General features: G+C 47.8%; 18 protein-coding genes. 4 read left to right on the top strand and 14 right to left on the bottom strand.

What is annotated here, in order from left to right; translation table 11 throughout:
• Positions 1–10: 10 nt before the first annotated feature.
• From M3212_RS10950 to M3212_RS10920, 7 genes are all read right to left on the bottom strand, one after another.
• On the bottom strand, positions 11–202 hold the full coding sequence (locus M3212_RS10950) for a hypothetical protein (RefSeq protein ID WP_251194007.1): 192 nt from the start codon (positions 200–202) through the stop codon (positions 11–13).
• The gene (locus tag M3212_RS10945) at positions 202–453 is read right to left on the bottom strand and encodes a hypothetical protein (RefSeq protein ID WP_251194006.1); all 252 of its coding nucleotides are present in this window, start codon (positions 451–453) and stop codon (positions 202–204) included. Before M3212_RS10945 ends, M3212_RS10950 begins: the two co-directional genes overlap by 1 nt.
• A gap of 98 nt (positions 454–551) precedes the next feature.
• Positions 552–890 carry a hypothetical protein gene (locus M3212_RS10940; protein WP_251194005.1) on the bottom strand — a complete coding sequence of 113 codons (339 nt, stop codon included), beginning with the start codon at positions 888–890 and terminating at the stop codon, positions 552–554.
• Positions 891–1,085: 195 nt separating this feature from the next.
• A complete protein-coding gene (locus M3212_RS10935) occupies positions 1,086–1,733 on the bottom strand; it encodes a YpjP family protein (protein ID WP_251194004.1) in 648 nt (215 codons plus the stop codon).
• 101 nt (positions 1,734–1,834) lie between these two features.
• Positions 1,835–3,325 carry a glutamate synthase subunit beta gene (locus M3212_RS10930; RefSeq protein WP_251194003.1) on the bottom strand — a complete coding sequence of 497 codons (1,491 nt, stop codon included), beginning with the start codon at positions 3,323–3,325 and terminating at the stop codon, positions 1,835–1,837.
• Between the two features lie 139 nt (positions 3,326–3,464).
• Positions 3,465–8,060, bottom strand: coding sequence for a glutamate synthase large subunit (gene gltB, locus M3212_RS10925; RefSeq protein WP_251194002.1), 4,596 nt, complete (start codon positions 8,058–8,060; stop codon positions 3,465–3,467).
• Between the two features lie 321 nt (positions 8,061–8,381).
• Positions 8,382–9,173, bottom strand: coding sequence for an NRDE family protein (locus M3212_RS10920; RefSeq protein ID WP_251194001.1), 792 nt, complete (start codon positions 9,171–9,173; stop codon positions 8,382–8,384).
• Between the two features lie 245 nt (positions 9,174–9,418).
• On the opposite strand from M3212_RS10920, the gene M3212_RS10915 reads away from it, so the two are divergent.
• The 3 genes from M3212_RS10915 (at position 9,419) to M3212_RS10905 (ending at position 12,522) form a co-directional block, all read left to right on the top strand.
• On the top strand, positions 9,419–10,426 hold the full coding sequence (locus M3212_RS10915; protein WP_251194000.1) for a toxic anion resistance protein: 1,008 nt from the start codon (positions 9,419–9,421) through the stop codon (positions 10,424–10,426).
• A gap of 23 nt (positions 10,427–10,449) precedes the next feature.
• Positions 10,450–11,367 (top strand): hypothetical protein, encoded by a 918-nt coding sequence (locus M3212_RS10910; RefSeq protein WP_251193999.1) that lies wholly within the window; start codon positions 10,450–10,452, stop codon positions 11,365–11,367.
• Between the two features lie 159 nt (positions 11,368–11,526).
• The gene (locus M3212_RS10905) at positions 11,527–12,522 is read left to right on the top strand and encodes a DUF2777 family protein (protein ID WP_251193998.1); all 996 of its coding nucleotides are present in this window, start codon (positions 11,527–11,529) and stop codon (positions 12,520–12,522) included.
• Positions 12,523–12,681: 159 nt separating this feature from the next.
• Here M3212_RS10905 and M3212_RS10900 read toward each other — a convergent pair whose 3' ends face one another.
• From M3212_RS10900 to M3212_RS10885, 4 genes are read right to left on the bottom strand one after another with little or no spacing between them, the layout of a single operon-like run.
• Positions 12,682–14,121, bottom strand: a complete 1,440-nt coding sequence (locus tag M3212_RS10900; RefSeq protein WP_251193997.1) for a PH domain-containing protein — start codon at positions 14,119–14,121, stop codon at positions 12,682–12,684.
• A complete protein-coding gene (locus tag M3212_RS10895) occupies positions 14,114–14,590 on the bottom strand; it encodes a PH domain-containing protein (protein ID WP_251194057.1) in 477 nt (158 codons plus the stop codon). The genes M3212_RS10900 and M3212_RS10895 overlap by 8 nt, the downstream gene beginning before the upstream one ends.
• 20 nt (positions 14,591–14,610) lie before the next feature.
• On the bottom strand, positions 14,611–14,829 hold the full coding sequence (locus tag M3212_RS10890) for a hypothetical protein (RefSeq protein ID WP_251193996.1): 219 nt from the start codon (positions 14,827–14,829) through the stop codon (positions 14,611–14,613).
• Between the two features lie 15 nt (positions 14,830–14,844).
• Entirely contained in the window at positions 14,845–15,978 is a 1,134-nt protein-coding gene (locus M3212_RS10885; protein WP_251193995.1) for a conserved virulence factor C family protein, read from the bottom strand.
• Between the two features lie 212 nt (positions 15,979–16,190).
• Between M3212_RS10885 and M3212_RS10880 the strand changes: the two genes are divergently transcribed.
• Positions 16,191–16,910 carry a metallophosphoesterase family protein gene (locus M3212_RS10880; protein WP_251193994.1) on the top strand — a complete coding sequence of 240 codons (720 nt, stop codon included), beginning with the start codon at positions 16,191–16,193 and terminating at the stop codon, positions 16,908–16,910.
• A 137-nt stretch (positions 16,911–17,047) separates the two neighbouring features.
• Here the strand turns inward: M3212_RS10880 and M3212_RS10875 are convergent, their stop codons facing one another.
• The 3 genes from M3212_RS10875 to M3212_RS10865 all read right to left on the bottom strand — a co-directional run bounded on the left by M3212_RS10875 (position 17,048) and on the right by M3212_RS10865 (position 18,602).
• The gene (locus M3212_RS10875; RefSeq protein ID WP_251193993.1) at positions 17,048–17,485 is read right to left on the bottom strand and encodes a BrxA/BrxB family bacilliredoxin; all 438 of its coding nucleotides are present in this window, start codon (positions 17,483–17,485) and stop codon (positions 17,048–17,050) included.
• Between the two features lie 17 nt (positions 17,486–17,502).
• A complete protein-coding gene (locus M3212_RS10870; RefSeq protein WP_251193992.1) occupies positions 17,503–17,835 on the bottom strand; it encodes a thioredoxin family protein in 333 nt (110 codons plus the stop codon).
• A gap of 506 nt (positions 17,836–18,341) precedes the next feature.
• Positions 18,342–18,602, bottom strand: a complete 261-nt coding sequence (locus tag M3212_RS10865; protein WP_251193991.1) for a DUF2524 family protein — start codon at positions 18,600–18,602, stop codon at positions 18,342–18,344.
• Positions 18,603–18,645 lie beyond the last annotated feature (43 nt).

Raw genomic sequence — 18,645 nt, 5'->3', positions numbered from 1 at the left:
GATCTCCCCCTTATCTAATGACAAACCCACCGCCAAACATTACGAGTAAGTACGCGACAATCATCATAAATCCAATTCCAAAGCTCCACAACGCCCGCTTCTTTTTTTGCTGAAAAATACTATAAATCCCGAACATGCCAAAAATGCCTGTCAACAGAAAGAAACCAATTACCGTTAAAATAATGACCAATTCCTGTGTCATTACAACCCTGGAATGAGCCATGTAAAGGCTCGCCACATAAATTCGGACACCGGTACTAAATACTTTGTTGAAAATTCCTCCAATGACGTAGAGTGAGTAAAGGCATCAATGACGATTAAACCAAAGGTAACTAAAATAACGATGATCGTAATTGATAAAATAATGGCAAGTAAGGCGACGTAGCTTAGAACGATCCGCAAGATCCACTTCAGCCACGCCGGTCTCGCTTTTCTTTCTACTTGTGCATCCACGCAAATCCCCCTCATTTGTTCAGACATGATACTCCCCTTTATCCTACCAAATATCATCCTCTAGGTAGAGCCTGATTTGCGAAAAAATGATGAACAAGTCAATCAAGGTGAAGCTTTGATAAAATCACGTCAATCGGTACACCAGCCGGAGTGGAAATATCATTGAAATCAAACTCCGTCAAATTGATTGTTCCCTCTTCTGAAACGCCATCTTCGTCAGCGTCCCTTGCATCCGTATCGGGATTCGCTCCTTCTTCAACAACATCCGTCCGTATTTGTTCATTTCTTTGATCGACCGCTTCTCCTTTTTCCGCAACGATGACATCCTCCGCGGACCCTTTTGATTGATCCGCTTGTTGAAACTGGAGAATCACGAGCGTCCAAATCGTGACAAAAAGCAACGCGGCAGGTAAAAGCAACCATATTTGTCTAGCCATCTGCTCCACTCCAAATCACATATACTTTCTTTTTATCTGTCGTTCTCTATAATTATCTTCATTCTATCATGGTTAGCCAGCATTTGTCATCGTTCTTCCTGTTCTCCACGTTCTGCCATGTAAAGAGAGGAAAAACCGTCAAGTACGTGACCAGACCTCAACTGCTCATCCGCATAGACAAAAGACCGCATCCATTCAGACGCGGTCTTCCCCGTTCCACTGAGGGGGCATGTCCTTCCCCCAGTAAATTGTTCCTAATTCATGATGTCGCTCATATTGATCGAGATACGTGTGATAATGAAAATTAAAGAAGTAGCCTTGCTTCGGCGGCTGGTCACGGCGAACATGGAAGCGAAAATAATCCGCTCCGCTCTCATCGTTATACAGATGAACAATCTTCTCTCCCAGTCCCGCGGCAGGCTGAACCGAAAGCTTCACATGCTTCCAGTCCTCTTCCGAAAATGTCTTCGCCGTATCGATTAGCCCTGTCGTCAATCGCGGCAGTATTTCCTCTTCAAACGGCTTGCTGATCCGTTGCGAAATCGCCGTACCGAACTTATTCAGACTTTGCTCGTAAGCTTGTCTTACAAAATATTGCTGAAGCACATCCGCCGACGTAATATTACGATGAATATAGTGATCGGTTTTCGCCGGAAGTACTTCATGAAATAAATCATAATTATCCTGATCAACTTTATAAATGAGTGGATTATCGTTATTCTCATCCAGCGCCCTTTGCGGCTCGTCTGCATGCGCCTCCCGAACAAAATCGACAGGAACAAACATTCCAAGTGTCAACAAGGCCGATGATATGACGATGCCACGCTTCATCCATGGAAACATCATGAGTCGCCCTTTCATTGTTTACAATTTTCTCTCTATTTTCATTTTCGCATGAAACAATGAAAAAGGCTATTACAAAATCGTTACAAGCTTATAACATCTTATGGTAAATTGGAACTTCCCATCAAATAACGATCGCATTCTCTTGCTGCTTCTCTTCCTTCATGGATCGCCCAGACGACGAGGCTTTGCCCGCGACGATTATCACCGGCGGCAAATACACCGTCAACACTCGTTGCATACTTGCCATAGGCGGCCTCAATGGTTTGGCGCGCGGTTGTAGCAAGCGAAAGCTCTTCAATGATCCGCTCTTCGGGACCGGTAAAGCCAACAGCGAGCAATACTAAGTCAGCCGGCCATACTTTTTCCGTCCCTGGAATCGGCGTCCGTGTCTTCCGGCCGTTCTCATCAATTTTCGTTTCAACATCAATCGTGTGCAATTCCTTTACGTTGCCATGTTCATCACCGACAAACTTTGTCGTGCTAACCTGATAGCTTCGTGGGTCACGGCCGTATACCGCCTGTGCTTCCTTTTGTCCATCCTCGACTTGATGCACGATCGGAAACAGCGGCCAAGGATTTTTCTCCTCATCACGGACACCCGGCTTCTGCTTATTAATATCAAATTGCGTAATGGACTTTGCCCCATGACGAACTGATGTCGTAATACAATCGACTCCGGTATCTCCGCCGCCGATCACAATCACATTTTTTCCTTCCGCTGAAATGTAATTGTGATCCTGGTGGTTGGAGTTAAGCAGGCTCTTCGTATTTGCCGTAAGAAAATCCATCGCAAAATGAATTCCTTTCAGCTCGCGGCCTTCTACTTCCACATCACGCGGCTTCGTCGCCCCCGTACATAGCAGAACAGCATCGAAATCGTTTTTCAGCTGGGCAGCCGGTATATCCTTGCCAATTTCGACGTTCGCCTTGAAAATAACGCCTTCCTCTTCAAGAATTTTGACGCGGCGTTCAACGACATGGTAGGCAAGCTTCACATCCGGAATACCGTATGTCAGCAAGCCGCCAATCCGGTCCTCACGTTCAAAAACCGTCACTGTATGACCAGCTTTATTTAATTGAGCAGCTGCAGCTAAACCAGCCGGGCCGGAACCAACGACAGCAACCGTTTTTCCGGTGCGTTTCGCCGGTGGTTGCGGTACGATCCAGCCTTCCTGGAATCCGCGTTCAACGATATGAAACTCAATGCTTTTAATCGAAACCGCATCATCGGAAATGGCGACGGTACAGGAACCCTCACAAGGTGCCGGGCAGACACGCCCTGTAAATTCAGGAAAATTATTCGTCTTATGCAGACGCTCCAATGCTTCCTTCCATTTTCCGCGATAAACCAAATCATTCCATTCCGGTATCAGATTATATACCGGACAGCCGATTTCACCTGATCCGTCCATCGTCGTGCCTGTCTGACAAAAAGGTACCCCGCAATCCATACAACGAGCACCCTGCTGACGTAACACTGGTTCAGGCATTAAAATATGAAACTCCTGCCAGCTTTTCGTCCGCTCAAACGGATCACGCTTTTTTGTTGTTTCTCTCTTATACTCCATAAATCCAGTTGGCTTCCCCATCGCATTCACTCCAATCCTTGTCTGTCTACTTCCATCCTTTCTTTCCTAAAAGGGGAAGCGGGCATGCAAAGATGAGGCAGGCCGTAGTCTGCTATCCGCGCTTTCTACTTATGGCTCTACTCATCCCGCAACTGCCTTTTTATTTTCCGCCTACACGCGATTTATCACTTTTGTTTTCATCAAAGGCGACCATGACGGCATCAACGCCGCTAAGGCCTTCCTGCTTGACGCGCTCAATCGCCGCCAGCATCCGCTTGTAATCTTTCGGAATTACCTTTGTGAACTTCGGTAAATACGTATTCCAGTCTTTAAGCACCGCCGCTGCGCGTTCACTGTTCGTATACGCAACATGGTTTTCAAGCAATTGTCTAAGCTGCTCAATATCCTTCTGCTCAACGACATCTTCGAGCAGCACCATTTCTTTGTTACACTTAGAGGCGAAACGACCGTCCTCATCAAGCACGAACGCCAAACCGCCGGACATCCCTGCGGCAAAGTTTTTGCCGACTGTCCCGAGATTGACGACGACACCACCGGTCATGTATTCAAGCCCATGGTCACCGACCCCTTCCACGACAACCATCGCGCCCGAATTCCGTACAGCGAAACGCTCCCCGGCAATACCGCGAATATACGCTTCACCGCTGGTCGCTCCATAGAAGGACGTATTTCCAATCAAAATATTCTCTTCCGCCTTGAATGTTGACTCCTGCGGCGGGAATACGACAATCTTTCCGCCGGAAAGTCCCTTACCTGTATAGTCATTTGCATCTCCTTCAAGACGCAAAGTCATTCCTTTTGGAATAAAGGCACCGAAGCTTTGTCCGGCAGAGCCTTTGAAATCAAACGTAATCGTATCATCAGCCAGACCCGCTGCACCGTATCGTTTGCTGATCTCACTGCCGACCATCGTCCCGACAACACGATCAACATTATAAATTTTAAATGAGCCGCTCACCTTTTCACCGCGTTCAAGCGCAGGCTGGCTCGCAGCCATCAGCTCACGGCTGTCAAGCGAAAGCTCAAGCTGGTGATCCTGAGATTTCGTGCAGTAATTACGCTCCTGCTCCTCCGGCTTCGGCTGATAAAGAAGACTCGACAAATCAACCTGCTTCGCCTTTTCATTCTCGATCTCACGGTTCATTTCGAGAAGGTCAGTCCGTCCGATCAGCTCATCAATCTTGCGGAAGCCAAGCTCAGCCATCAGCTCGCGAATCTCCTGGGCGATAAAACGCATGAAGTTGACGACGTGGTCAGGTTCGCCCATATATTTCTTACGGAGCTCAGGATTTTGAGTCGCAATCCCGACCGGGCATGTATCTAAATGACAAACGCGCATGATGATACAACCAAGAACGACAAGCGGAGCGGTTGAGAAGGCAAATTCTTCAGCACCGAGCAGCGCCGCAACGACAACATCTCGTCCTGTCATCAGCTTTCCGTCGGTTTCAACAGTAATCCGGTCGCGCAGGTTATTGAGTACAAGCGTCTGATGCGTTTCCGCCAAACCGATTTCCCAAGGAAGGCCGGTATGCTTAATACTCGTTCTCGCCGCTGCTCCTGTTCCTCCGTCGTAGCCGCTAATGATTACGCCATCGGCACGGCCTTTGGCCACACCGGCAGCAATTGTTCCGACACCGGTACCTGCTACAAGCTTGACGCTGACTTTCGCTGTCGGGTTGGCATTTTTCAAATCATGAATTAACTCCGCCAAATCCTCAATCGAGTAAATATCATGATGAGGAGGTGGGGAAATCAGTCCGACACCCGGCGTTGAGCCGCGGACTTCCGCTACCCATGGATAAACTTTGTTCCCAGGTAGCTGACCACCTTCACCCGGCTTTGCCCCTTGGGCGACTTTAATTTGAATTTCATCGGCATTGACCAGATAGTGGCTTGTGACCCCAAAACGGCCGGAAGCGACCTGTTTAATCGCACTGCGGCGCAAATCGCCATTTTCATCCGGTGTAAATCGCGCAGGGTCTTCACCGCCTTCACCGGTGTTACTTCTGGCCCCGAGTCGATTCATCGCAATCGCCAGCGTTTCATGCGCTTCCTGTGAAATTGAACCGAAAGACATCGCTCCTGTGCGGAAGCGTTTGACAATCTCTTCGATCGACTCAACCTCATCAATCGGAATTGGCGTGCGGCCTTCCTTGAACTTCAGCAGTCCACGAAGCGTCGTTTGCTCCTTCGTCTGCTCATTGATCGCTTGTGAATACTTTTTAAATAAATCATAGTTATTTTGACGGCAGGCATGCTGCAGCATATGGATCGTATGAGGATTGTACTGATGCGGATCCCCATTGCGACGCCATTGCAAATCATCACCTGGATCTAAGGCGCGGTCTACGCCCTCTTGTTCAGAGTAAGCGCGTTTATGACGGGCCAGCACTTCTTTTTCGATCATCGCCAGATCAACGCCGCCGATGCGCGTCGTTGTCCATGTGAAATAACGGTCAACAACCGATTCGTGAATGCCGACAGCCTCAAAAATTTGCGCACCGCGGTAACTTTGAATCGTTGAAATCCCCATCTTTGAAAGGACCTTCATGATCCCTTTTGCGGCAGCTTTAATATATTTATTCACTGCTTCAACATAGGAAATATCGTCAAGCAGTCCTTCGTGAATTAAGTGATCGACCGAATCAAACACAAGATACGGATTAATCGCTTCCGCCCCGTATCCAAGCAGGACCGCGAAGTGATGAACTTCTCGCGGTTCACCTGATTCTACTAAAATACTAACCTTTGTCCGCGTTCCTTGACGGATCAAATGATGATGCAGGCCGGAAACAGCGAGCAGTGCAGGCATTGCCGCCTGCTTTTCGTTAAGGCCGCGGTCGCTCAAAATAAGCAGGGTGTGACCATCTTCAATCGCTTGATCGGCCTTTGCAAACAAGGAGTCGAGTGCATGTTCCAGCTGGTCTTCCCCTTCATTGACATCGAACAAAATAGGCAGCGTAATCGATGTAAAGCCATCCATTTTGTTGTGGCGCAGCTTTGCCAGCTCCTCATTATCAAGGATCGGATATGGCAGGTGAATATGGCGGCAGCTGAGCGGCTCAGGTGCAAGCAAATTGCGCTCCGCCCCGATCGTTGTACCCATAGCCGTGACAACTTCTTCACGAATCGCATCAATCGGCGGGTTCGTAACTTGCGCGAATAACTGTTTGAAATAGTTATACAAAAGCTGAGGCTTCTTCGACAAAACGGCTAATGGCGAGTCATATCCCATTGAACCGATCGGATCGACGCCTTCCACCACCATCGGCTTGATCACTTTGGAAATTTCTTCATAGGTATAACCAAACGCCAGCTGACGTGAGCTCAACGCTTTAAAGTCTGTATTTTCAACATGGGCTGTTTCCAGCACATCCTCAAGCTGGATTAAATGCTCATCGACCCATTCCCCGTATGGCTGCTCAGTCGCAATTTGATGCTTGATTTCTTCATCAGGAATAATTCTTCCCTCTTCTGTGTCAACAAGCAGCATATGTCCAGGGTGTAATCTTTCTTTGTAAAGCACGTTTGCCGGATCAATATCAAGCACTCCGACCTCGGAGGACATGACGATATAGTCGTCCTTTGTCACGTAATAGCGCGATGGTCTAAGACCATTCCGGTCCAGACAGGCGCCGATTTGCTTCCCGTCCGTAAACACGATTGCGGTCGGTCCGTCCCACGGCTCCATTAGGCAGCTGTGAAATTGATAGAACGCCTTTTTCTCGGCACTCATATGCTTATCATTTTGCCAAGGCTCTGGAATCATCATCATCGCTGAGTGAGCCATTGATCGGCCAGCAAGCGACAGAAATTCAAGCGTATTATCAAACATTGCTGAATCAGAACCGTCCTGATCGACGATCGGATGAATTTTCGCAATATTGTCGCCAAATACGTCTGATTTAAAGACCGCCTCCCTGGCGTGCATCCAGTTGACATTTCCTTTTACTGTATTGATCTCACCGTTATGAATCATATAGCGGTTTGGATGAGCCCGCTCCCAGCTTGGAAACGTATTCGTACTGAATCTCGAATGAACAAGCGCGATCGCTGTTTCAAAATCCGGATCGGTCATATCGAGATAGAACTGATCAACCTGCTCCGTCGTCAGCATCCCTTTATAAACAATCGTCCTGCTTGAAAGACTGGCAAAATAAAAGGACTCCTGTTCAGGAACATGGGAGGAAAGCTCATGCTCCGCCCGTTTGCGCAGCACATAAAGCTTGCGCTCAAAATCAAGCTCGCTCATGCCAGCTTCATTGTGTGTGACAAAAAGCTGCCGGATAAATGGCATCGCTGCTTTTGCCGCATTACCAAGCATAGAATCATCAACAGGTACAGTGCGCCAGCCAAGAAGTTCCATCTTCTCTTCTTTTATCAGATCTTCCAGGCCCTGTTCGCACTTCTCCCGTGCTTCTTCATCCTGTGGCAAAAACAGCATCCCAACTCCATACTCACCTATGTTAGGAAGAGTAACCCCTTCTACCGAACAAACTTTTTCAAAGAAACGGTGTGGCAGCTGCAAAAGCATCCCTGCTCCATCACCTGTATTCACTTCATCACCTTGTCCGCCACGATGTTCTAAATTCCGAAGAATCTGAAGCGCATCCTGAACAACCTGGTGTGACTTTTGCCCCTTCATATGTGCTAAAAAGCCAATACCGCAATTGTCATGCTCAAATTGCGGGTCATAAAGGCCTTGTTTCTTCGGGTATTGTGCGTTCCGCATTGGCATCAACCTTCCTTAAAAAAGTAAAAATTCATCAACTCTCCCCAAAAACTACTGAGCTAATATACAGGATCATATCATTTTTCTGACATTTCGGCAAATTAAACTTTTTGTGATTGTGATTTGAAAGCGGTTACTTTACTGTGATCTAGCGATATTAAAAAAAATTCCGCCTTAAAATTGTCATATTTACACATTCGTATATAATCATCATACTACTGTATAAAAATTCACTTTTCGTTTTCGTCAATCACTTTTTTATAAAAGTGTATTGGGTATGGACATTTGTTTATTAACGAATATTTGTTAGCAGTCGTGCCACTATCTCTCTGGATTCCGGCTAAAAATCTGCTTATCCGTCCGGCTCTTTTTTCGTCCAAATGGTCCATACGTCTGCTCAAGAAAGCGAAACTCGCCCAAGTTGTTCATCAGCACGATCGTCGAGGCTCTCGTCCCGTACGTTTCTCCTTTAATGAAGATCGGTGACAGTCGCCGCTCCCACTCAATCTCCACTCCGGTTTCAGGCAGCAATTCGTCCGGGTAAGGACGGTCATCCCGGAGACAGTCGAATATCGCTTCGAGCCAACGGTCAACCGGTTGGCTGGTTTCCTTAAGCAACGCGGTGATCGACGTCTTTAATTGTTCTGTTTTCGGCCACGGTGTGTTCAACGACGCGTTACTCAGCAGATGAATGCCATCCGGTAATTGTCCGCTTTCTTTCGCCCGATTAGACGTGTAATACAACTCATTTCCAACGCCGAAGACCGCATTATAGCCTTGATAAAGCGCGCTCTGCTGAAGCAGCTGCCGTGAATACTCAGAACCGCTGACCGTCGAACGTAAAAAGCCGGTGACAATCTTCCCTCTTGATTCAGGGCCAGCGCTTGTCTGCGCGCCCGCTTCCCTGACATTCGTCACAGCAGCGAACCGTCCCGAACGTGACAGACCGAGCCATGTTCCGCCTTTTTCTAAATCTCTTCCGCCAAAAAATTGACCGTCCTCCCCCCAATAGCTGGCATCCGCGGTAGGACGGTCGTAAAATTCATCTCTGTTGCCGCAGAAAATCAGCGGATAATCCCGATGCTGGTTAATTGCCAGTAGCAGCAGACACATCTCTCATCTCTCCTTTTTCCTTTTTATCGTTTCGTTTCCTTACCTATTAAATTAGCAGGATTTTATCGCCGGACCCGCCCAAGTTAAATTTTTCCCTACATCCGTCTGCAGGATGATTGTGTTCCTATTTAAAATCCATCATAATAGAAATGACAGCTTTCTACAAAAATTGAAACGAATTCAGTTTTTTTCCGTAAATATAGATAACAATATCTTTTATTTCGCGACGTCGGAGGAGGATTTTCATGGAAGAAAATAAGAATCAAATACTCGATAATAATGAGCAGTCACTGCCGGAGGAGAAGGACCTTTCCAAAATTTTAGAAGGATTGGATAAATTGGGCGAGGAGGAGCAGCGCCAAGCCGGTGAGTCGCTCGAAGCTTTAAAGCGCCCGGTCAAAACGATGATGCAGGATCAGTCGAACCAATTGCCAAATCAGCTGCTGCAGCTTAAGGAAACGGTCAGTCAGCTTGAACCTACCCACCTGCAGGAGAGCCAGGCGAAAAAATGGCTTAATAAAGTGCTGCGCCGCAATCCAGTTGAACAATATGCTCGCAAATATAAAACGGTTGAAGCCCAGGTCGAAAATATTATCGACGGCCTTCTGAGCGGCAAGGACAAGCTGCAGGAAGACACGCTGATGCTGCACCAGTTAAAGGACGTTGCGAAAGAACGGATCGCCAACTTAAACAAGCAGATTGAATATGGCCAGCAGCTTCACGATATGCTCGAAGCGGAAATGACTTCTGAGCGCTGGGCGGATAATCCAAATGAAATCAAAAAAGGACAGCTGAAAGTCGTGACGCGAATGAAAAATATGTCCCAGGCGGTCATGGTGCTGCAGCAATCCCTGGCCTCTGTTGATTTGATTGTCGAGAATAACGACAAGCTGGAGGAAGCGATTTTTAATGCGATTACGATGACGAAAAATGTCATTACCGTTTCGGCTTCGATTCAGCTCGCCCTTTCGAACCAGCAAAAGGTGATCAAGGCTGTGAAAAATGTTAATGAAGCAACAGAATCGATGCTGCTCTCAAACGCCGAGCTGTTAAAGCAAAATACAGCCGACACATTAAAAACATTGGAAGAGCCGGCGATTGCGATCGAGTCCTTCCGTAAAGCCTATCAAAATGTGTTTGAAGCGATCGAGATGACCGAGCAGTCGAATGAGCGGATTGTTGAATCAGGCAAAGCCTTTATCCAGGAGCTCGATACACTCAATAAGGAAATGCAAACAAAGCTGCTACAATAACAACGTATGGAGGGAGGCTTGACATGCAAGCTTCATGGATGACGAAAATCCAGGATTTTTTTACTCCATCACATAAGAAACCTGTCGATGAACACATTCTGCGTGATCGGACAACAAGAAAGTTAATTGAAGATACGGAAGAGTTGCTGATGCGGATGACGCAAAATGCCCCGCCTTCAAATAAAAAGAGAACGATTCGCCGCAAAACAAAGGAATGGACGATTAAAGTCAAAGTCAATCATACGTTTATTACCGTGATGATGTTTGATCTGAAGCACTCTCCTGCGCCAATCAAAAAAAGAATCACCATCATCTGTTTTCGTAAATATATGAAGGCGAAGGACGGGGTCGGCGTGTGCAAGGAAGCTTCGATCCGCTACATGAAGGACGGAAGGGTTCAGACCCGTTCGGTGCGTGAATCACCGGTGCTGCACACCTTATTTTACCGTATACATCACCTTGATTTAGCCTTTGCCAATGAGCAGGTGACACCCGGGACCACCTCGCAGGCGATCCTTGCCAACCAGCAGCAGCTTTTAAAAACCGCGACCGGGACAGATGTTGCACTGCTTGTCGAGGAGGCAAAGCGCTATATTGACACGGTCAAGCAATTTACCGTAGATCCGACAATCGAAAATCGGCTCGAACGGCTCGTTCATCAAGCTCATAAAATTCAGGACGACTTTGAATTGCTTGATTTTGAGGAGCGCCATACGGTACGTCGTATGTTCCGCGAAGATATCCCTTCGCTGCTGCACACCTTCCTTTCCTTATCAGTGAAACACCAGCTTGAACAGAAGGAGAAGGTTTTTGTCGCGCTCTCGAAAATGGAATTAACTTTGATTGATTACACGGAGCGTTTGGAGCGCCTGCGGGTCGAGCGGATGGATTATTTGCTCAAGCTCCAGTCGCTCCGCTACGAAAGGCCATCGCAAGGATAAGAGTCAATTAAGAAAAAAATGTGACGAATGAAGACAAATTCCCTCTTTACTTGCGAAATGGCGCCGCTCTTGTCTATAATATGAATAGCAAACGGCTGCACAGTGTAAAAGAAGAAAGCGGTACAGCTGTGAAACTGAGATGTAGAAGTGAGGGTTTTCATGGATCGTAAACAAGCACAGAACCATATAGGGAAAGCAGTAATCATTGATGAAGGCCAAGGCGGAAGCTACCTCGGCATGCTGGAGGATGTCATGGCTCCGCCTCGAAAAACATGGCGTGGCACGGTTCAGATTCAAGCCGTTGTCGAACTACCTTCCTTCTTTCCTGAGAAGGACGGGATCACCCTGCTTCCGTTAAAATATAAGGATCGTGATGTCGTGGAATGCATCGGCTCGAAATTGAGCCTTGCACCGGAAGCGGTTTCCGGCTCTTTTCAGCAAAGCATTGAGGACGCCGCCATCCGGCGCCTGCAGGAGCTGACCGAGCAAAAGAAAAGCCTCGATCATAAGCAGAAAGCTTTAGAGCAGTTTCTTGGTGTTCACGGCATTTCCCTGCCAGCGGAAGCACAGGTGGAAGAAACGGAAGACAAAAAGGACGACGTAATCTCCTATACCTTCCATTTTGAAAATGGTATGTATCTCCTGCTTGACGAACGAAAAGAGGCACTTGCGCTTGAGGAATGTCCATTTGAATTACAATGGATAAACGAAAACAATGAAACCTGTACAGGTCATTATGAAGAGAACGGAACTTTTATTTCCAACGATGGCGTCCGCTTTTCCCCAAAGGAAGGAACCATCTTTACGATCGACAAAAAACAATTTGATCCGTATGTCATTTTCCAGAAAGAGCTTGAACCTGGCGCCCTTCAGTCACTTGAAAAAAGCCTGCAATCATTTGGTGTTTCTCATGACCATCTTGTCGACTGTCATAATGCGCTTCTCACGCAATTCCTGCTGTCGGAAGGCCGCACGTCCTTCCAGGGCGTTAACTTCCTGACTTATCGTGGAAGCCAGGGAATCATCATGGTCCAGCACCATTTTGACCGCAAGCTGCACAATCAGAAAAACGACGAAATTTATGACCGCTTTGAATTTACAACCGAGCAGGGAAAACGCTCGATTGTAACGTACACGAACGAATTTTCACGCTAAAAAAGAGCCGGGCAATCAGAACGCCAATCACCATAACAATTGGCTTCGTTCAACGAAAAGCCTCTACCAAAGCAATCTGCTTCGCTAGAGGCTTTTCATAATGTCGAGGGCGACGCATGCGGCTTATGAGAGCTTAGGGAAAGATAACGCAATCTTTCCCTAAGCTCTTTTTTCAGCTGAAAACCATTGCAGCAACTGCCCGACCTGGCGCTCATCCAAATGTGGCACGGTAAACGATTTTCCAACGACACTTGATAAAACAGAGAAGCGGAAGCTGCTTAATTCCTTCCTTCTCTGTAACGGTGATACCCTCGTTTCCGCTGCCTGGATTTTCGGCTTGAATGAGATAATGTGGACCTGGCTCAGTTTGCGGAAGCGGACCGCTATAAACGGTCCGTCAACCCCTGCCCCCGCATCCCTGTATTGTAAGTAGCCAAGCCCCGTTCCGAGCAGGGCGAGCAACAAGCCATAATAGCCATACGGATTCCAAAAAAAGCCGACTGCGAGCGCAAGCAGCAGAGGAACGATCACAAATGGAAAACAAAAACGCAGAAGCGCCCGCCGCGGTGCCCCTTCGAGCTTGACCGGATGAGCATAACGGGGAAGCACATCGGCCAGCAGTGCTTCAATCTCATTATTTCGGGCAATCGGAATAAGGACAGTCGAAAGCTGCTCGTCCTTCGTCCCCCCGCCTGCACTTTCCACATACACGGTCGCAAAGCCGAACGGCTGGCGGAAAATATTGCGGACGATACGCACCGCAGTCACACGATCAGGATGAATCGTCAACTGCCGTTTTTCAAGCAGTCCACGGGAAATGACGATCTCATTCGGATACGTCTCAATCGTAAAATGCCCGTACTTCAACACCGTTCCTAAAAAAGACAAGAACCAGGAAAGCAATAAAATAATCACAATCACTACCGCAATCGCCGAAAGTTGTGTCCGGCTCACAAGACCCATGACCTGTTCGTAATAAGCATCAGGAATAAATTGCTCGACCTGGCTGAATAAAGCGATTACGGCTGAGAGAGTCAAACCGATTCCACTTGACGTGAGCGCAGCGATAACAAGGCGGTTCGGCTTCAGCTTCCACGTCAATTCGGGTTTCCCTTCCTCTTCTCGTTCATCGTTTTCCCGGGCTGCTTCCTGGCTTGTTTTGTTTAACAGTTTACTTCTGATCTCTTCAGCTTCTTCCCTGCTAATCGCGATAAGCTGAATTTCAGGCTCCAGGCCGCCACCGGCTGTTTCGATTTTCAACTTAACGAGCCCAAAAATCCGTTGCAGCAGCCCCGCTGTAATATCAATGCTTTGAACACGCTGCTGCTGAATATAGCGCTTTTTGCGGACAAACATCCCTTTTTGAATGTAGAGCTCGCCATCCTCAAAGCGATAGCGGAAGAAGATCCAGTGAACGACTCCGGCAATAAAGCTCAAGGCAATGATCGCTATCCAAACATATTCCATCCGGAAAAAGCCGCCGGATGATTGGGTGCCGCCGATAAAGAGCGAAATTAGTAAAGGAACGAGGAAACTTCTTAACGCCTGCAAAAAGGACACAAAAATCGCCGCGACATGCAAACGCCGCAAACTATTCATCTTCTGCCACCGCCGCCAGCTGTGCGATCCGGTCGCGAAGTTCATCAGCAACCTCAATCGTCAAGGATGGAATCCGATGAACCGTCGCCGCCGTTGAAATCGAAACAGCGGCAAGCTGATAACGGCGTAAGAGCGGTCCTTGCTCCGTATCGACATGCTGGACCCGGCTCATCGGTATCAATGTGCGCTTCACGATAAATACGCCATGCTTTAAATCGATCTCTTCTGCCAGCACATCATAGCGCCATCTTTTCCAGCGTAGCGGAGGAAGCAGGTAAACAAATAGGAAAAGATAGAGCAAATAACAGCCGATCAGTCCCCAAAGAATCCAGAAAGGAAACTGAAAAAAATAGAGCAGCACACCATAAGCAATTGGCACAAGTGCTACAAACAGGCTTTCAACAAAAGCTTGCAGGCGCCAAGCTGGAAGAGCTTTTCTCGATAAGGACTTTGAAGGTTCAGGACGCAATCTGCTTTCATCTTCCAATATCAATCGTTTTCTCCTTCTTCTTTCACATAGATCATCGTCACGCCAAGCTCTTCCAATACGCCGATCAACGCCTCATTTAACTTACGGTCATACACGAGACCGATTGATTCAACAAGCTCCAGTTCCTGCAAATAACCGTTTTCGGCATCTTCGACCAATTCCAGCATTTCCTCCATCTGTCTGCTCTTTAATGCTTCAATTACTTCTTCCTTTGTCACATCCGTCTCCCCTTTCTACTGCTCTGCTTTCCGTGACTCTGTCATCTGCTTCCAGACAGAGCCTTTTGCCTCTTCCCCGCCTTCAATCCGGGCCAGCGCCATTCTCGCCTGAAGAGCAACCTCAAATTCAGGATCGCTTTCCGCCTGCCTTAAGGCGTCAATCGCCTGTTTATCACCGACTTCATATAAAAACATCGCCGCGCGCCAGCGCACTAATTTATTTTTATCCTGCAATGCTTCAATCATAGCAGGAATCGCTGCCGGATAGCCGAGATCGGACAAACAGTCCCCCGCTGTCCGTCTGACCGTGACAGACGAATCCTTCAATGCCTGATAGAGATACGGAAGTACTTTTTCTGTTTCAATCATTCCAAAATAAACAGTCGCCAACCGTCTGATCGAAGCTTTTTCGTCCTGCAACGCTTTTTTCAGCACCGGGATATCTTTTTCCTTCGGATCAAGGCGCTCCAGTACGGCATAGCGTTCACGCCAGTCCTCGTGGTCAAGCATCTCCTCGGTCACCTCGATAAAGCGCTCCGCCTGGGCAGCCTGGACTTCTGATTCACTGCCATTGGCCAATGCGATCAACGCACGGAGCCGCTCAGCCGGGTAGGCGGCAGCGATTTCCTCGGCCACTTCCTTCGCAACATCGTCCAGATCACCGTAACGGACTCCTTTTTCGACCCATTTCCGTTCCATCACGACGTTGTCATCGGGATTTTGCGCGTCTGCGACAGCCTTCTGAAAACGCTCCGGCAGTCCTTCTCGCTTTTCCTGCTCCCCGTCACTCACTTTGATTTGCATCGGAATTCCTTTAAAGGTTTGGACGAAAACATTGATTTCGCCAAAATGCTCATCGATTCCACTCTCTTTTTCCTTCTGATCTGCGCTGTCTTCGCCAAAAACGGCCCTCACCTCTGGTAAAATCGCCTTCCAATCGACCTTCGGGTGCCGGTCAATTGCGATGAAATCAGCGACATGGTAAACGCTCTTCACACCTTCTATTTCAAACAGCGCTTGTATGTATGGGGGCGCTTGGTCCTTATTTTTGTCAGAATAGCTGTTTCTTGTGCTGCCTTCAAGGCTTTCACTTAACGTCAGCTTCATCGTATTCGGACTTGGTGTTGGTTCAATCGATGTAATATACATAAAAAAACAGACCTCCTATCACTTTCTTCCTCTTTCCTTGATCTTATCATATGATTTTCCTCTGTGCCAATGAGTAGGCATTGCCGCGGCTATTTCAGCCTTTTGCTCGAATTTTTTACACCATTTACTTCCTTCTCCTACTTTTTAATCAAATTGAAATAACGCTTAAAAGAGGTTGTCTGGTATAATGGAGAAAAAAGGGAGGTTTTTAAATGAGAATAGCTTTTTTATCTGATATTCATGGAAATGCAACAGCTCTCGAAGCGGTATTCAGAGATATAAACCAGCATCAGGTTGATCGGATATGCGTCCTTGGTGACCTTTGCTTTCGCGGGCCGGAGCCAAAGCGGGTCCTCGATATGATCCGCAGTCTTGATGCAGACGTGATTAAAGGAAACGCGGATGAATGGGTAGTGCGCGGCATTCAGCAGGGTGAGGTGCCTGATGAAGCGCTGGAAATTATGGGAAAAGAGCGTGAGTGGACGCTAAATCGTTTAAGTGAAGATGATTTAGCTTATTTACGCGATTTACCAACCGAGCTTGTCGTGAATGACCTCGATCTAATCGTTCATGCGTTTCATGCGACACCGACCAGTCTGTTTGAACCGGTACTGCCTGATCAGACAGAGCGAATTGAAGAAACGATCATGAGCCGGGACGAAGCTGACCTGTATGTGTACGGTCATATTCACCAGCCGTTCATCCGCTCAATGCATGGAAAAAACATTGTCAACACAGGCAGTGTCGGCATGCCGTTTGACGGTCATCCACTCGCTTCGTATTTACTCGTCGAAATCGAGGAAGGCAGACACCGCCTTCACCTTAATCGCGTACCGTACAACCGCGAGCATGTTGTCGAGCTGTATAAACAGAGCGGCTATCCGAATATTGAAACGATGAGCAGAGTGATTTTCTACGGGGTAAAACCTTAAACGCTTACTTATAAAATACGTCTTTCTAACATAAGAATGCCGTTTCACTATTTTCATATGACATCAAAAAAAGAAGCTGTCCGTCAGGTTATGTGATACCTGTAGCGGACGGCTTCTTTACATTTTTTGAAAATCAATCAGTTTTGGCAATGCTCGTTGTACGCTAACGCCAAATTACGGATAATGCTTTCCGGTGTCGCCCCTTCAATCTGCTCACGCGGAATAAAGTGGACAACCTCCTTCCCTTTCAACAAAACCATTGATGGCGAAGAAGGCGGGTATTCTGCAAAATAAGAGCGCATTTTTGCAGTCGCTTCTTTATCCTGACCGGCAAAAACCGTCACCAGATGATCTGGCGTGTGGTCATGCTGGAGCGACGTGACAACCGATGGACGAGCCAGGCCCGCCGCACAGCCGCAGACAGAGTTAATCATGACAAGGGTGGTCCCTTGCGCCTGCTCCATATAGTGTTCAACCTCTTCCTCCGTCGTTAATTCCTGAAATCCCGCCTCCGTTAATTCCGCGCGCATCGGCAGCACGACTTGACGCATATATTCTTCATAAGCTGTTGACATTGTTTCAATCCCCTCTCTTACTGTAATGTGTTCGTATAAGATATATATTTTTTCAAGAGAGTGTGAAGATAAGGCAGTGAGCGGAAGGCATATACCCGCTCTACACCCAAGCCTTTCTGAAAAACAAGCAGACAAGGGACACTTTCAATCTTCCACTCTTGGGCAAACCAAGGTGCCTCATTAATATTAATCGAAACAAGCGGCAACCCGTGAAGTGACTCCTCCACCAGCTCGAGCATATTCCGCGCCAGCTTGCACGTACCGCAAAGTGGGGTATGAACAAAGACAATTGTCAGCTCTTCCCGCCTGGCGATGCTTCGCTTCAGCTGCTCGCCCGAAATCTCCTTCACATCATCGCCTCCCTTACTCCCCCCTATTGTACCAGAAACCCCCAACCAATGCATAGCATAGTAAAGAGGTGTACCCAAAGGATGATTTTCCCTTTGGGCACACCTCTAAAAAAGCGTGTGGAGTCTGGGCTATGGTTTGAAGTCAGAAGGAAAGCGGGGTTCTTTCCTTCTGGCTGCGCCCAGCACGGAACCGCCGTCCTCCTTGAAGCCGCGGTATGCTTTTAAAGTCATCCAGGAATGGGGTTTCCCGGATGGCGAACCGCGCGCGAAGCCATGCTCAAGCCTCTAAAAAAGCGGGAGTGTGGGCTATGGTTTGAAGTCAGAAGGAAAGCGGGGTTCTTTCCTTCTGGCTGCGCCCAGCACGGAACCGCCGTCCTCCTTGAAGCCGCGATATGCTTTTAAAATCATCCAGGAGTGGGGTTCTTCTGGATGGCGAACCGCGCGCGAAGCCATGCTCAAGCCAAAGGAACGGGAACCGCTTCCTTATTCTTTCGAAAATCGGCCTTCTATCGCCGTAAAATAAAATGATTTTGCAGCTGTCTTACCTGCTGCTGGGTACGGCTGACTTGATCACGCTGTTCTGGCGTTGCGGCACGGCTTAAAGCATCAAGCTCTTCGCTGATTTCTTCCAATTGGAGCTGTGCCTGCCTGTATTGATCCGGATCCGTTCCCTCAAGGCGCTGGGCGTGTTCAAATACCTGCTCCGCCTCCGCAAGTGTCTTTTCCGCTTTCTGAAGCGACTGCTCAAGCGAGCTGTGCTCTGCCATACTCATTCCTCCTTTAAGATGAAGCAATGATCTTACTTTGTAC

The organism is Halalkalibacter oceani (assembly GCF_023715705.1).
GTDB lineage: Bacteria > Bacillota > Bacilli > Bacillales > Bacillaceae_D > Halalkalibacter > Halalkalibacter oceani_A.
This window is presented reverse-complemented; position numbering and strand designations above follow the sequence as displayed.

Coding starts and splice junctions, on each gene's coding strand:
- M3212_RS10950 (WP_251194007.1), bottom strand. CDS start 202: ATGACACAGGAATTGGTCATTATTTTAACGGTAATTGGTTTCTTTCTG.
- M3212_RS10940 (WP_251194005.1), bottom strand. CDS start 890: ATGGCTAGACAAATATGGTTGCTTTTACCTGCCGCGTTGCTTTTTGTC.
- M3212_RS10935 (WP_251194004.1), bottom strand. CDS start 1,733: ATGTTTCCATGGATGAAGCGTGGCATCGTCATATCATCGGCCTTGTTG.
- M3212_RS10930 (WP_251194003.1), bottom strand. CDS start 3,325: ATGGGGAAGCCAACTGGATTTATGGAGTATAAGAGAGAAACAACAAAA.
- gltB (WP_251194002.1), bottom strand. CDS start 8,060: ATGCGGAACGCACAATACCCGAAGAAACAAGGCCTTTATGACCCGCAA.
- M3212_RS10920 (WP_251194001.1), bottom strand. CDS start 9,173: ATGTGTCTGCTGCTACTGGCAATTAACCAGCATCGGGATTATCCGCTG.
- M3212_RS10915 (WP_251194000.1), top strand. CDS start 9,419: ATGGAAGAAAATAAGAATCAAATACTCGATAATAATGAGCAGTCACTG.
- M3212_RS10910 (WP_251193999.1), top strand. CDS start 10,450: ATGCAAGCTTCATGGATGACGAAAATCCAGGATTTTTTTACTCCATCA.
- M3212_RS10905 (WP_251193998.1), top strand. CDS start 11,527: ATGGATCGTAAACAAGCACAGAACCATATAGGGAAAGCAGTAATCATT.
- M3212_RS10900 (WP_251193997.1), bottom strand. CDS start 14,121: ATGAATAGTTTGCGGCGTTTGCATGTCGCGGCGATTTTTGTGTCCTTT.
- M3212_RS10885 (WP_251193995.1), bottom strand. CDS start 15,978: ATGTATATTACATCGATTGAACCAACACCAAGTCCGAATACGATGAAG.
- M3212_RS10880 (WP_251193994.1), top strand. CDS start 16,191: ATGAGAATAGCTTTTTTATCTGATATTCATGGAAATGCAACAGCTCTC.
- M3212_RS10875 (WP_251193993.1), bottom strand. CDS start 17,485: ATGTCAACAGCTTATGAAGAATATATGCGTCAAGTCGTGCTGCCGATG.
- M3212_RS10865 (WP_251193991.1), bottom strand. CDS start 18,602: ATGGCAGAGCACAGCTCGCTTGAGCAGTCGCTTCAGAAAGCGGAAAAG.